Below are 12,813 nucleotides of genomic sequence, written 5' to 3'. Positions count from 1 at the left end.
CCGCCGGTCCGCGATCACGACCGCCATCGGCGCCGCGGCTCTGGTCCTGGTCGTCCCGACCACCGCGAGGGCGGACGTCCTCACGCTTCTGCCCCAGAATGCCGACGGTCTGGAACAGACCTTCTCCCCGGCCTACGACTTCGACACGGACGGCTGCTACTCCACCGCCGCGATCGGCGCCGACGGCACGATCAACCCCGGCCTGGCGCTCGGCGGCGACGTGAACGGCCACTGCCACGACATGGCCCAGCTCACGAACGACAACACGTACTCCCGCGAGAAGTGCAACAACGGCTGGTGCGCGGTCATGTACGCCAGCTACTTCGAGAAGGACCAGGCCACCCTGGGGCCCCTGGCGATCGGGCACCGCCACGACTGGGAACACGTCATCGTGTGGATCTACAACAACGCGGTCCAGTACGTCGACGTGTCGCAGCACAGCGGCTATGCGATCTCCGCCGCTTCAGGCGTGCGCTTCGACGGGACGCACCCGAAGGTCGTGTACAACAAGGACGGCGCCTCGACCCACGACTTCCGCTTCGCGAACACCAACGACGAGCCGCCGGAGAACGCCACCGGCGGCTGGTTCTACCCGCGCCTGGTCGGCTGGAACGGCTACCCGGCCGGCTACCGCGACAAGCTCCTGAGCGCCGACTTCGGTGAGGCCACGATCAAGATCGGCGACGGCGACTTCCAGTACGCCCTCACCGTGACCAAGCCCGCCGGAATCCCGTTCGACCCCAACGCCTAGCCACCACCCGGCAGCGGCACCGCACTGGACCCCGGAACGACGGGATCCCGCCCGATCGCAGTGATCGGACGGGATCCCGTCGACTGTGGAGCTACGGGGAATTGAACCCCGGACCTCTTGCATGCCATGCAAGCGCTCTACCAACTGAGCTACAGCCCCGTATTGCGTTGTTCTCCTGGTACTGCGTGGAGCTACGGGGAATTGAACCCCGGACCTCTTGCATGCCATGCAAGCGCTCTACCAACTGAGCTACAGCCCCGCTGTTCCCCCGGCCGTTTCCGGCTGTGCGAACGAAGGAAACTTTAGCGGCAGGAGGGCCGAACTGCGAAATCCGACCCCGTGCCGACGCTTCAGGTGTCGTCCCCGATCACCGGTTCGGGCAGGGTGCCGGCGTTGTGCTCCAGCAGCCGCCAGCCGCGGGCGCCCTCGCCCAGGACCGACCAGCAGCAGTTGCTGAGGCCGCCGAGCGCCTCCCAGTTGGAGGGGTCGAGTCCGAGCAGTCGGCCGATGGCCATCCTGATGGTCCCGCCATGGCTGACCACGACCACGGTGCCGCGGTCCGGAAGCAGCTTCACCGCGTCCAGGACCACCGGCACGGCGCGGTCGGCGACCTCCGTGCCGAGCTCGCCGCCGCCCCGGCGGACCGGCTCGCCGAGCTTCCAGGCGCGGTACTGCTCGCCGTACTGCTCCTGGATCTCCTCGTTGGTCAGCCCCTGCCAGCTGCCCGCGTAGGTCTCGCGCAGCCCGGAGTCGTGGACGACCTCGAGCCCGGTGACCGCCGACAGCTCGGCGGCGGTGTCCGCCGCGCGCTGGAGGTCGGAGGAGACGATGGCATCCGGACTGAGGGCCGCGAGCAGCCGGGCGGCGCGCTGCGCCTGCGACCGGCCGGCGTCCGTCAGCGGGATGTCGGTACTGCCCTGGAAGCGGCCTTCCAGGTTCCATGAGGTCTGGCCGTGCCGCCAGAAGACGACACGCCTGCCGTGACCGCGGGTGCTCCCGTTCAGCGCATGCTCCGATCGGCCTCGGCCTGCAGCACGGCCTCGACGTGGTCGAACTCGTTGGGCTCGCGGACGAACTCCTCGTCACCGGGACGGTTCCGGCTGGCCACGGCGTCCTCGGGCAGGGGGAGCTCGGGGCAGTCCTTCCACAGCCGCTCCAGGCCGTAGTAGGAGCGCTCCTCGGAGTGCTGGACGTGGACCACGATGTCCAGGAAGTCGAGCAGGATCCAGCGGCCCTCGCGCTCGCCCTCGCGGCGCACCGGCTTGGTCTGGTGCTGCTTGGCGAGCTCCTCCTCGATGGCGTCGGCGATCGCCTTGACCTGGCGGTCGTTGGGCGCGGACGCGATCACGAAGGCGTCGGTGATGGCCAGGACGTCACTGACGTCGAAGGCGATGATGTTCTGGGCCAGCTTGTCGGCTGCCGCCTGGGCGGCGGTGGTGACAAGTGCTACGGCCCGGTCTGTCGCGGTCACAGGATGCTCTCGGTTCGGGGACACAGATGCCTTCCAGGATCTCATGGACGGCAGACGGCCCGCTCCGGCGTTTCGGTCGCGCTCAGCCCTCGTAGTCCTTTCCGAGCACCACCACCAGGTCCGCCGACTGGGAGCTGGTGACCTTGGTCACCACCGTGGTCGGCAGGCCGAGGTCCTGGGCCAGCTGCTTGGCGTCCGCGGCACGGGAGTCGTCACTGTAGGTGATGCTGCTGGTGCTCTGGGTCGACGGAGCCTTGGAGCTGTCGGGGACGAGGGTGTAGCCCCCGTTGACCACGGCCGCCTCGGCCAGGTTGATCTTGTTGCCGGTCCCGGTGGCGTCGGTGATCGCCACCCGCGCCGCGGTGGCCCCGCTGCTGGTGGTGACGGTGCCGCCGAGCAGCTGCTTCACCATGTCGCCCGCGCTGCTCGCCGGCGTCCCGTTGGCGTTGACCGGGAGCGTCACGGTGGAGTACTTGCCAGCCTGGGCGTCCTTGGACAGGGCCGCCATCAGCGCTCCGAGCGTCGCGTCCGGGAGCGAGGGGTCGGCCACGGCGCCCATCTTGGTGATGTCGCTCGCGGCCGAGGTCGCGTCCTGGGGCATCGCCTGGACCAGTGCGGCCAGCACCTGTCCGTAGCGGGACAGCTGCGCCCCGGCACTCTCCCCCTTGGCCTGGTAGTCCGCGTAGGCGATGGCCGCGGCCCCGTTGACGATGGCCTTGCCGGGCTTCACCAGGGTCTTGCCGTTCTGGGTGATCGTCGTGTTGGAGTCGATGCTGACCCCGCCGAGCAGGTCGACCAGGTTCTGCAGGAACGGGGTGTAGAGGGACCAGGTGGCGGAGACGTCCGCGCCGAGCAGCGCGTGCAGCCCGTCCCTGGTGGCCGCGTTGCCCTGGGCGTTGACCGAGGAGGCCAGTGTCACCGAGGCGCCGCCGCTGTCGGTGGGAACCGCCAGGGTGCCCGGGAGCAGCAGCGTGCTGCCCTGCCCCGAGGCCGGGTTCGAGACCAGCAGCGCGGTGTAGATGTTCTTGTTGAGGTCGTGCAGGTGGACGGCGATCACGGTGCGCTTGGTCGAGGCGGCGACACTGCCCGCCGAGGAGCCGCCGCGCAGCCAGAGGTAGCCGGCCCCGCCGACGGCGATCAGGATCAGCACCACACCGAGGGCGATCAGCCGGGTGCGCAGCTGCTTGCGGCGCTCGTCCCGGCGCTCGCCGCGGGTCTCGCTGAACTTCATCCAGTCGATGACGTCGTCGGACTCCTCCGCGTCGTCGACGAAGGCGAACTCCTCCGAGGTCGGCACGGTGGGCCCGGCGGGCGCGGCCGGCCGGGACGACGGGCGCACGGACTCCACCGGAGGCGCGGGCTGCTGCTGCGGGATCGTGTACTGGCCGGTGTCGTAGGCGGTCTGGGCCTGCTGCGGCTGCTGCTGCGCCGACTGCTGCTCGTACTCCGAGGGGTACGACGGGTACCCGGGGTACTGGGGCTGCTGCTGGTAGCCGTAGGCCGGGTCCTGATAGGGGGCGCTCGGGTAGGCCGGGTCCTGGTAGGCGGGGTCCTGGTACCCGGCGTCCTGATAACCGGGGTCCGCGTAGCCCTGCTGCTGCTCGATCGGGCGGCCGTACGCGTCGTAGCCGTAGGCCGGCTGGTAGACCGGCTCCTGGGGCTGTGACGGGTAGTCCGGGTACTGACCGTAGCCGTACGCCTGCTGCTCGTAGCCGTAGGACTGCGGCTGCGGCTCGCCCTCCGGCCCCCGGCGGTCTGCGGTTCCGGTCACGGCGACCCAGCCCCTTTCAGTTCGTGCTGCTCGGGTCGAGATAGAGCCTGCGCTTGTCGATGTAGCGGACCACACCGTCCGGCACCAGGTACCAGACCGGTTCGCCGCTGGCGACCCGGACCCGGCAGTCGGTGGAGGAGATGGCCAGTGCGGGCACCTCGACCAGGGACACCCCGCCCTCGGGCAGACCCGGGTCCGACAAAGTGTGCCCTGGACGGGTCACTCCGATGAAGTGCGCGAGGTCGAAGAGCTCCTCGGCATTCCGCCAGGAGAAGATCTGGCTCAGCGCGTCGGCGCCGGTGATGAAGAAGAGGTCCGCGTCGGCGTGCTCGGCGCGCAGGTCGCGCAGGGTGTCCGTGGTGTACGTCGGACCCTTGCGGTCGACGTCGATGCGGCTGACCGAGAACTGGGGGTTGGAAGCGGTGGCGATGACCGTCATCAGATAGCGGTCCTCGGCAGGCGACACCGGCCGGCGGTCCTTCTGCCACGGCTCGCCGGTGGGCACGAAGATGACCTCGTCCAGGTGGAACTGGCTGGCCACCTCGCTGGCGGCGACCAGGTGACCGTGGTGGATCGGGTCGAAGGTGCCGCCCATGACGCCGATGCGCTTCTTCACTGGCCCGTCTCCGAGCTCAGGCTGCTCTCCCATGAGCGCTCACCCTACGTGGTCCGCGCGGCGGACGTGCGCCCCGGCCGCGGGCCGGACGGGGCCCGACGCGGCCGGGGGGCGGCCCCGGCGCTGCTGGCGGCGGTCGCTGCTAGCGGTCCTTGTTGAAGCGGGTGGTGAGGAAGAGCAGGATCAGCAGCAGGAGCAGCGCGCCGCCGCCGGTGATGAACGGGTTGAGGCTGTCGTGGTTGTCGCTGCCGTCCGCGAGAACGGAGAGGGCGGGCGCAGCGGCTGCGTGGAGGCTCATCGGTGGCGGACCTTCTGGCTCGGAGGCGTGCGGGGGGCCTGCTTGATCGTGCTCATGGTACGGGCAGCACACCAGGAACTGCTCGGCGGCTCCACACGTCTGACTCCGTGTGCGCTCATTCCCGGTAGCCGCGCAGCAGGAAGACAGCCAGGAACACGACGCCGACGACGGCGCAGATGACGATGATCCGCAGGAACATCCCCGGGCCACTGCCGTTGGAGATGGCGGCCAGCTGCTGCAGAGCGGTGGTGGTGCGCATGGGGCGGGACTCCTCGGGGGTAAGGCCGGACGACTCAGCCTAGACCCGGCCCACTGCGGAATTGTCGGCGGGATCGCCGGTCGTCGTCGGTCCCCCGGCGTAGTGTGGCGAACGGAGTTCCGGGGACGAGCGGCAGCAGGGCAGCGAGCAGCTGTGCAGCAGAGGACTTACACAGGACGGCGGGGGCCCGGCGGTGGCGCCGGGGTCCGCTGTCGATCGGGAGGAAGCAGCAGATGACCCAACCCACCGAAGGCAGCGTGCCGAGCCGGAACCGCAAGCGCTTCCCGGGCATCTCCACTCGTGCCTGGGAGCACCCCGCCGACCGCTCCGCGCTGGTCGCCCTGCGCAAGCTCAGCGGCTTCGACGACATCCTCAAGAAGCTCGGCGGCATGGTCTCCGAGCGCGCCGTGCGGCTGATGTTCCTGGCCTCGGCGGTCCGGGCCTCGGAGCGGCAGTTCGCGCACCTGCACGACATGGTGCGGGACGCCGCCTACATCCTGGACCTGGAGAAGGTCCCGCCGCTCTACGTCACCCAGGACCCGGTCCCCAACGCCATGTGCATCGGCATGGACTCCCCGGTGATCGTGGTGACCACCTCGCTGGTCGAGCTGCTCGACGAGGAGGAGATGCGGGCCGTGATCGGCCACGAGGTCGCCCACGCCATGTCCGGGCACGCCGTGTACCGGACCATGCTGATCATCCTCACCAACCTGGCCACCAGGATCGCCTGGATCCCGCTGGGCAACATCGCCATCCTGGCGATCATCACCGCGCTCAAGGAGTGGTTCCGCAAGTCGGAGATCTCCTGCGACCGGGCCGGGCTGCTGGTCGGCCAGGACCTGCAGGCGTCGATGCGCGGCCTGATGAAGCTGGCCGGCGGCCACCACCTGCACGAGATGAACACCGACGCCTTCCTGGAGCAGGCCGAGGAGTACGACCGCGCCGGTGACCTGCGCGACGGCGTCATCAAGCTGCTGCAGCTGCTGCCGCAGACCCACCCGTTCGTGGCGGTGCGGGTGCAGAAGCTGAAGAAGTGGGCCGAGAGCGAGGAGTACAGCTCGATCATGGCCGGCGCCTACCCGCGCCGGGAGCAGGACGGCGACGCCTCGGTCACCGACCAGATGAAGGCGGCGGCGGACTCCTACGCCCAGTCCTTCAAGGAGACCAAGGACCCGCTGATGGGCCTGGTCCGCGATGTCGCCAGCGGCGCCGGGGACATCGGCGGCAAGCTGCGCGACGCCTTCGTGGGAAGTCGCAGTGCGGGGAACCGCGGCACCCGGGACAGCGCGGAGGAGCCGCCGGCCGAGCCGGGGGCGGCCCCGGCCTGACGGCCGCTCAGCAACCGCTCAGCAGTTGTACCGAACGGGGCCGGCGCTCGCTCAGGGCGTCGGCCCGCCCATGACCCCGCAGACCGCCCAGGCGCTGCGGGTCTTGTCGTAGGGGTCGACGACCGCCCCGGACGGCGAGGCGGCGGCGGAGACAGTGGCCGCCGCGGAGGCCTTGCCGGAGGCGGACGCCGATGCCGAGGCCGACGCCGTCCCGGACGCCGTGGCGGGCAGGACCGGGGTGAAGTACCTGGCGGCGCTCGCGGCGTCGCAGGCCATCGGACCGGCCTCGGTCGCCGAGGAGGTCAGCTCGACCCGGTTGGCGGCCAGGTCCGCGGCGGTGAACCGGTAGACGACCTCCCGGCGCACCGTGAAGAGCACGGTCGGCTGCTGGGTGCCGTCGGTGGAGACCGGGGTCAGCGCGTAGACGAAGGTGTGGTCACCGGTCAGCTGGAGCGCGCCGTCCACCTCCACCGGCACCGTGAACGAGCCCTGCACCCGGGTCTCCTGGCCGGCCGTCGGCCCCACCTCGGTGGAGTCGAAGCGCACCAGCCAGCCGGTCGCCTCGTGCTTGCCGTCGTCGACCGGACTCTTGATGCTCTGGTCGAACTGGCTGCGCTGCCCGGACGCCAGCAGGTCGCGGACCGGGTCGGTCTTGCCGCCGAACAGCACGCCGGTGTCCAGCGAGGACACCTCCGCGTAGTTCTGAGCCAGGATCAGCGCCTGCGCCACCTGGTTCTTGCTGAAGTGGTCGGTCGCACCGGCGTTGGGCAGGGCCAGCCCGGCCGGTCCCAGCGCGTAGGTCCTGGGGTCGACCTCGGTCGAGGCGCCGGCGCTCGCGCTCGCGTCCGTGGACGGGGTGGCGCCGGCGGTCGCGGTGGAGCTCGTGGTGGCGACCGCGCTCGCCGTCGCCGCCGCGCTGCCGCTGGCCACCGGCGCCAGCGTGGGGACGCCGCCGGCGCCCGGCTGCAGCGGGACCACGGACATGCTGAGCTCGGCGGCGGAACCGGCGCCCGCCTGGGGGTAGGGGTGCTTGGTCCCCAGGTAGACGGCGGCCGAGAAGGCGATCGCGATCAGCAGCATCAGCGCCAGGGCCTGCCGCGAGAGCCCCCCGCCGCGAAGGCCGCGTCCGCGGATCGGCCGGCTGCCCGCGGAGAGCCGTTCCTGCGCCGAGAGCTCCTGGATCCGGGCAGCCCTGACGAACGACTCGTCGAAAACGACGGATCGGAACTCGTCATCACCACCGGCACCGCCCTCGGGCGTGCCCTCCGGTGGTTCTGCCCGGCCACCCATGGCACAAGGGTATGTCGGCACGGGGAGAGTGAAGGGTGCTCATGGGCCAACTTCTGCGCCGGTACTGAGAGATTCCTCACCCGGTCGGCGCCGGAACTCCGGACTGGACCTAGCGCGGTGATGCCGCCGCGGTCGCCGACACGGCCGAGGCCGACGCCGAGGCGCTGCCCCCGGTTCCGCTGGTGGGCCGTTGCACCGACTGGCCGTTCTCGCTCCCGGTGCCCCGGTAGACGGCGGCGGCGGCGACCATCACCGCGAGCATGCCGATCACCACCAGCATCATCCGGGCGACGATGCGCTGCCAGCGGCCGGGGTGCGCCTGGTGCCGCCCCCGCACAGGGCCGAACGGGGAGACCGGCCGACCGGCGGTGGCGGTCCGGCCCGCGGCGGAGCCGGCCGCGGCTCTGCCCCGGCGGCGGCCGGGGCCGCGCAGCGCCAGGCTGCGCTCGGCGGCCGAGGGCTCATGGATCAGCGCGGCGAGGACGAACGCCTCGTCGAAGACCACGCCGTCGAAGATGTCGGCCGGGTCGCTGTCGGGCTGTCCGGCGTCAGCGTCGCCGGAGCCGGTGTCGAAGCCATCGGGATTCACGGGACCCCCCAGGTACTCGGTCGCACCACTCCCAGCAGAGTAGCGCCGGGCCCCGTTCTTGTCTGTGGCTTACCGTACGGGTCACACTGCTGTCACCGCGCTGTCACCCCCGTACGTGTCCGTCACCGGTGACGATGTACTTGGTTGAGGTCAGCTCCGGCAGGCCCATCGGGCCGCGGGCGTGCAGCTTCTGGGTGGAGATGCCGATCTCCGCGCCGAAGCCGAACTGGCCGCCGTCGGTGAACCGGGTCGAGGCGTTGACGGCGACCGTGGTGGCATCGACCAGCTGGGTGAACCGGCGGGCCGCGGACTGAGAGGTCGTCACGATCGCCTCGGTGTGGCCCGAGGACCACAGCCGGATGTGCGCGACGGCGGCCTCCAACGAGTCCACGATGCCGGCCGCGATGTCGTAGGAGAGGTACTCGGTCTCCCAGTCCTCGACGGTGGCCGGGACCACCGTCGCCTTGGAGTCCGGCGCGTACGCCAGCACCCGGTCGTCGGCGTGCACGGTCACCCCGGCCTCGGCCAGCGCGTCCAGGGCCAGCGGGACGAAGGCGTCGGCGACGTCCTTGTGCACCAGCAGGGTCTCCGCCGCGTTGCAGACGCTCGGCCGGGAGGCCTTGGAGTTCACCAGGATCTCCACCGCCATGGCCAGGTCGGTCTCCGCGTCGACGTAGACATGGCAGTTCCCGGTACCGGTCTCAATCACCGGAACGGTGGAGTTCTCGACGACGTTGCGGATCAGCGCCGCCCCGCCGCGCGGGATCAGCACGTCCACCATGCCCCGGGCCCGCATCAGCTCGGTCACCGACTCCCGGCTCTCCCCCGGCACCAGCTGGATGCAGTCGGCCGGCAGGCCCGCGCCGCCGACGGCGTCCCGCAGTACCTCCACCAGCTTGCGGTTGGAGGAGTAGGCGGAGGAGGAGCCGCGCAGCAGCACCGCGTTGCCGGACTTCAGGCAGAGCGCCGCAGCGTCCACGGTGACATTGGGGCGGGCCTCGTAGATGATCCCGACCACGCCCAGCGGCACCCGCACCTGGCGCAGGTCCAGCCCGTTCGGCAGGGTCGAGCCGCGGACCACCTCGCCCACCGGGTCGGGCAGCCCGGCGACGTGCCGCACGTCGGCGGCGATGGCGGCGACCCGCTCCCGGTTCAGCGTCAGCCGGTCGATGATCGACTCGCTGGTGCCGGCCTCCCGGGCCCGCTCCACGTCCTCGGCGTTGGCCTCGACGATCTCCCGGGTGCGCACCACCAGCGCGTCGGCGATGGCGAGCAGCGCCTCGTCCTTGGGCGTGCGCGGCAGCGGCGCCAGCTCGTTGGCCGCGGCCTTGGCCCGGTAGGCGGCCCTCAGCACCGGCGACTGCGGCAGCGGGGACGGCAGGTCCGGCGAGGGGAACGCGGTCAGCGGGGTGCCGTCGAGGGGGAGGTCGGATTCGGGGCTGCTGCTCATGGCGGAAAGCGTAGCCGCCCGGGGCGGGCGGGCAGCGGGTCCTCCCGAGGAATGAGAAGATCCCGGCGACTTCCCCGGCAGCGACGGGCCCCGAGGACGGCCGCGGGGCTCACTGCGGGGCTCAGTACGGGGCTCAGTACGGGTGCACCCCGCCGAGGAAGGCCCGCGACTCCCCGTACCCCTCCGCTATCCGCTTGTGGTAGGTCGGCCGGTCCACCACCTCCAGGCCGACGATCTCCCAGGGCGGCAGCTGTGCGGTGGCCTTGTGCTCGCCCCACAGCCGCAGCGCCATCGCCGCCGCGTCCTGGAGGTCCTCGGCCTGCTCCCAGTAGCGGATCTCGCCGTGGTCGGCGGCGTAGCGCGCGGTCAGGAAGGGCGTGTGGTCGTGGGCCAGCTGTTCCAGGCCGCGTTTGAGCTCGGTCAGCGGGGTGGCCGGACCGGCCACGCTGAGCACGACGTGCCAGAGCCGGGACCGGCTGCTGTCCTCCTCCACGGAGGCCGACGGGCCGGGGGCGTCTTGGGTTGCGCCATCGGCGCGCGCGGTCCGCGACGCGCCCCCGTTGATACTGGTGAGCACCGGATCAGCTGTCCCCGCCGATCTCGCACCCTGGCGCCTGCGTCCCACCGGCGGCCTCCTGTCGACGATCTCGGGCGGTGCAGTTCGGGCGGTGCTGCTCGCAACGGTGCAGTTGGCAACGGTGCGGTTCGGACAACGCTGTCAGGACGGCCCCGTTCAGTGCTCCCGGGCGTCCGGGAGCACCACCAGGTCGTCGCGGTGCACCACCTCGCGCTCGTACTCGGGACCCAGCTCCCGTGCCAGGTCCCGGGTGGACCTCCCCAGCAGCCTGGGAAGCTCCCTTACATCAAAGTTGACCAGCCCTCGCGCCACGATGTGGCCGTTTTCGTCAAGAAGGTCCACCGGATCGCCCGCAGCGAACTTGCCCTCAACTCCGGTGACACCGGCGGCCAGCAGCGAGGTTCGGCGTTCCACCACGGCCCGGACCGCCCCGGCGTCCAGGCGCACGGCGCCACGCGGCGCGCTGGCGTGCTCCAGCCACAGCAGCCGGTCGGCGGAGCGCCGCCCGGTGCGGTGGAACAGCGTGCCGGTGCCCCGCCCGGCCAGCGCGTCGGCGGCGTGCCGGGCGGCGGTCAGCACCACCGGGATGCCCGCGCCGGTGGCGATCCGGGCCGCGTCGACCTTGGTGACCATGCCGCCGGTGCCCACCCCGGCCTTCCCGGCGGTGCCGATCTCCACCCCGGCCAGGTCCTCGGGACCGTGCACCTCCTCGATCCGGCTGCTGCCCGGCTTACCCGGATCGCCGTCGTAGAGGCCGTCCACGTCCGAGAGCAGCACCAGCAGGTCGGCGCGGACCAGGTGGGCCACGATCGCGGCGAGCCGGTCGTTGTCGCCGAACTTGATCTCGGCGGTGGCCACGGTGTCGTTCTCGTTGACCACCGGCACCGCGCCCATCACCAGCAGCTGCTCCAGGGTGCGGTAGGCGTTGCGGTAGTGCGCGCGCCTGCTGGCGTCCTCGGCGGTGAGCAGCACCTGCCCGGCGCGCAGCCCGTAGCGGGCGAAGGAGGCGGTGTAGCGGGCCATCAGCAGGCCCTGGCCGACGCTGGCGGCGGCCTGCTGCCGGGCCAGGTCGCTGGGCCGCTTGGCCAGCCCCAGCGGGGCCAGCCCGGCGGCGATGGCCCCGGAGGAGACCAGCACCACCTCGGCGCCCTCGCCCCGGGTCTTGGCGAGGACGTCGACCAGGGCGTCCACCCGGTCCGCGTCCAGCCCGCCGGACGCGGTGGTCAGCGAGGAGGAGCCGACCTTGACGACGATCCGGCGCGCCTTGAGCACGTCCTCCCGCAGGCTGCCTGTCACGTCGTCCGCTCCCGGGATCGTCAGTGGTGTCGTCCGCCGCGCAGCAATGTACGCGAACCGGACACCGCACTCATCTTCGTTTCAGCCGGTGGGACCGTGCGCGTCCAGCTCGGCCAGCAGTTCCGCCCTGCGGTCCTCGTCCAGGAACGACGCCTTGAAGGAGTTCCGCGCCAGCAGCCGCAGTTGATCGTCCGTCAGCCCGAGGGCGGTACGCAGCCCCCGGTAGTTGTCCTCGACGTAGCCGCCGAAGTAGGACGGGTCGTCGGAGTTGACGGTGACCAGCAGCCCGGCCGCCAGCATCGCCGGCAGCGGGTGCTCCTCCAGCCGGTCCACGCAGCGCAGCCGGACGTTGGAGAAGGGGCAGACGGTCAGCGGGATCTGCTCCGCCACCAGCCGGGCCACCAGCGCCTCGTCCTCCAGGCAGCGGATGCCGTGGTCGATCCGCTCGACGCCGAGCAGGTCCAGCGCCTCGGTGATGTAGGAGGGCGGGCCCTCCTCCCCCGCGTGCGCGACCAGGCGCAGGCCGAGCCGCTTGGCCTCGGCGTACACCTCGGTGAACTTGGCCGGCGGGTGGCCGACCTCGGCGGAGTCCAGGCCGACGGCCGAGATCCGGTCCAGGTACGGGGCGGCGTCGGCGAGGGTCCGCAGCGCGTCCTCGGCGGAGAGGTCGCGCAGGAAGCTGAGGATCAGTCCGGTGGAGACGCCGTGGCGCTCCCGGCTGGTGTCCAGCGCCGAGGTCAGCCCCCGGATCACCGTGCCGATGTCCACGCCGCGGGCGGTGTGCGCCTGCGGGTCGAAGAAGATCTCGGCGTGCCGCACGCCCTGCGCCGCGGCGCGCTCCAGGTAGGCCTCGGCCAGGTCGGCGAAGTCCTGCTCGGTCTGCAGCACCGCGGTCAGCCGGTAGTACAGGTCCAGGAACGACTGCAGGTCGCTGAAGGCGTAGGCGGAGCGCAGCTCCTCCGGCGTCGCGTACGGCAGGTCGATGCCGTTGCGCTCGGCCAGCGCGAAGGCCAGCTCGGGCTCCAGGGTGCCCTCGATGTGCAGGTGCAGCTCGGCCTTGGGCAGCGGGGTGTGCGGCGCCGCGTCGTGCGGCGCCCGGTGCGTGGTGCTCATGCTG

Annotated in this window: 14 protein-coding genes and 2 tRNA genes; 2 read left to right on the top strand and 14 right to left on the bottom strand. The window is 71.5% G+C overall.

The window, feature by feature from the left end:
• Nucleotides 1–13: 13 nt before the first annotated feature.
• On the top strand, nt 14–751 hold the full coding sequence (locus tag IF29_RS0106255) for an NPP1 family protein (protein ID WP_030250706.1): 738 nt from the start codon (nt 14–16) through the stop codon (nt 749–751).
• An 86-nt stretch (nt 752–837) separates the two neighbouring features.
• Here the strand turns inward: IF29_RS0106255 and IF29_RS0106250 are convergent.
• The 8 genes from IF29_RS0106250 to IF29_RS46750 all read right to left on the bottom strand — a co-directional run bounded on the left by IF29_RS0106250 (nt 838) and on the right by IF29_RS46750 (nt 5,166).
• A tRNA-Ala gene (locus IF29_RS0106250) sits at nt 838–910 on the bottom strand.
• Between the two features lie 27 nt (nt 911–937).
• Nucleotides 938–1,010, bottom strand: a tRNA-Ala gene (locus IF29_RS0106245).
• Between the two features lie 91 nt (nt 1,011–1,101).
• Nucleotides 1,102–1,755: a histidine phosphatase family protein gene (locus IF29_RS0106240; protein ID WP_030250699.1), complete on the bottom strand. Its 654-nt coding sequence runs from the start codon at nt 1,753–1,755 to the stop codon at nt 1,102–1,104.
• A complete protein-coding gene (gene rsfS / locus IF29_RS0106235; protein ID WP_051724948.1) occupies nt 1,752–2,222 on the bottom strand; it encodes a ribosome silencing factor in 471 nt (156 codons plus the stop codon). Before rsfS ends, IF29_RS0106240 begins: the two co-directional genes overlap by 4 nt.
• Before the next feature lie 82 nt (nt 2,223–2,304).
• A complete protein-coding gene (locus IF29_RS0106230; RefSeq protein WP_030250693.1) occupies nt 2,305–3,993 on the bottom strand; it encodes an LCP family protein in 1,689 nt (562 codons plus the stop codon).
• Nucleotides 3,994–4,009: 16 nt separating this feature from the next.
• A complete protein-coding gene (gene nadD / locus IF29_RS0106225; protein ID WP_030250691.1) occupies nt 4,010–4,642 on the bottom strand; it encodes a nicotinate-nucleotide adenylyltransferase in 633 nt (210 codons plus the stop codon).
• A gap of 109 nt (nt 4,643–4,751) precedes the next feature.
• Nucleotides 4,752–4,907 (bottom strand): hypothetical protein, encoded by a 156-nt coding sequence (locus tag IF29_RS46755; protein WP_198037314.1) that lies wholly within the window; start codon nt 4,905–4,907, stop codon nt 4,752–4,754.
• A gap of 115 nt (nt 4,908–5,022) precedes the next feature.
• The gene (locus IF29_RS46750; RefSeq protein WP_166682523.1) at nt 5,023–5,166 is read right to left on the bottom strand and encodes a hypothetical protein; all 144 of its coding nucleotides are present in this window, start codon (nt 5,164–5,166) and stop codon (nt 5,023–5,025) included.
• A gap of 233 nt (nt 5,167–5,399) precedes the next feature.
• Between IF29_RS46750 and IF29_RS0106210 the strand changes: the two genes are divergently transcribed.
• Nucleotides 5,400–6,494, top strand: a complete 1,095-nt coding sequence (locus tag IF29_RS0106210; RefSeq protein WP_030250688.1) for a M48 family metallopeptidase — start codon at nt 5,400–5,402, stop codon at nt 6,492–6,494.
• Between the two features lie 51 nt (nt 6,495–6,545).
• On the opposite strand, the gene IF29_RS0106205 is transcribed toward IF29_RS0106210, so the two are convergent.
• The 6 genes from IF29_RS0106205 to IF29_RS0106180 all read right to left on the bottom strand — a co-directional run bounded on the left by IF29_RS0106205 (nt 6,546) and on the right by IF29_RS0106180 (nt 12,809).
• Nucleotides 6,546–7,784 (bottom strand): SCO2583 family membrane protein, encoded by a 1,239-nt coding sequence (locus IF29_RS0106205; RefSeq protein ID WP_051724947.1) that lies wholly within the window; start codon nt 7,782–7,784, stop codon nt 6,546–6,548.
• A gap of 109 nt (nt 7,785–7,893) precedes the next feature.
• On the bottom strand, nt 7,894–8,373 hold the full coding sequence (locus IF29_RS0106200; RefSeq protein ID WP_030250685.1) for an SCO2583/SCO2584 N-terminal domain-containing protein: 480 nt from the start codon (nt 8,371–8,373) through the stop codon (nt 7,894–7,896).
• A 103-nt stretch (nt 8,374–8,476) separates the two neighbouring features.
• Nucleotides 8,477–9,823 (bottom strand): glutamate-5-semialdehyde dehydrogenase, encoded by a 1,347-nt coding sequence (locus IF29_RS0106195; protein ID WP_084713634.1) that lies wholly within the window; start codon nt 9,821–9,823, stop codon nt 8,477–8,479.
• A gap of 133 nt (nt 9,824–9,956) precedes the next feature.
• Nucleotides 9,957–10,448, bottom strand: a complete 492-nt coding sequence (locus tag IF29_RS0106190; RefSeq protein ID WP_030250682.1) for a hypothetical protein — start codon at nt 10,446–10,448, stop codon at nt 9,957–9,959.
• A gap of 108 nt (nt 10,449–10,556) precedes the next feature.
• The gene (proB, locus tag IF29_RS0106185; protein WP_030250674.1) at nt 10,557–11,696 is read right to left on the bottom strand and encodes a glutamate 5-kinase; all 1,140 of its coding nucleotides are present in this window, start codon (nt 11,694–11,696) and stop codon (nt 10,557–10,559) included.
• A gap of 81 nt (nt 11,697–11,777) precedes the next feature.
• Nucleotides 11,778–12,809 (bottom strand): adenosine deaminase, encoded by a 1,032-nt coding sequence (locus IF29_RS0106180; protein ID WP_051724946.1) that lies wholly within the window; start codon nt 12,807–12,809, stop codon nt 11,778–11,780.
• Between the last annotated feature and the right edge of the window lie 4 nt (nt 12,810–12,813).

The sequence above is a fragment of the Streptacidiphilus jeojiense genome, from assembly GCF_000719095.1.
Taxonomy (GTDB): domain Bacteria; phylum Actinomycetota; class Actinomycetes; order Streptomycetales; family Streptomycetaceae; genus Streptacidiphilus; species Streptacidiphilus jeojiensis.
Note: the sequence above shows the minus strand (reverse complement) of the source record. Positions and strands in the feature narration are given on the sequence as shown.

What these genes read in the sequence shown, in the direction of transcription:
- IF29_RS46750 (WP_166682523.1), bottom strand. Translation starts at nt 5,166, where the DNA reads ATGCGCACCACCACCGCTCTGCAGCAGCTGGCCGCCATCTCCAACGGC.
- IF29_RS0106205 (WP_051724947.1), bottom strand. Translation starts at nt 7,784, where the DNA reads ATGGGTGGCCGGGCAGAACCACCGGAGGGCACGCCCGAGGGCGGTGCC.
- IF29_RS0106180 (WP_051724946.1), bottom strand. Translation starts at nt 12,809, where the DNA reads ATGAGCACCACGCACCGGGCGCCGCACGACGCGGCGCCGCACACCCCG.
- IF29_RS0106210 (WP_030250688.1), top strand. Translation starts at nt 5,400, where the DNA reads ATGACCCAACCCACCGAAGGCAGCGTGCCGAGCCGGAACCGCAAGCGC.
- IF29_RS46755 (WP_198037314.1), bottom strand. Translation starts at nt 4,907, where the DNA reads ATGAGCCTCCACGCAGCCGCTGCGCCCGCCCTCTCCGTTCTCGCGGAC.
- nadD (WP_030250691.1), bottom strand. Translation starts at nt 4,642, where the DNA reads ATGGGAGAGCAGCCTGAGCTCGGAGACGGGCCAGTGAAGAAGCGCATC.
- IF29_RS0106195 (WP_084713634.1), bottom strand. Translation starts at nt 9,823, where the DNA reads ATGAGCAGCAGCCCCGAATCCGACCTCCCCCTCGACGGCACCCCGCTG.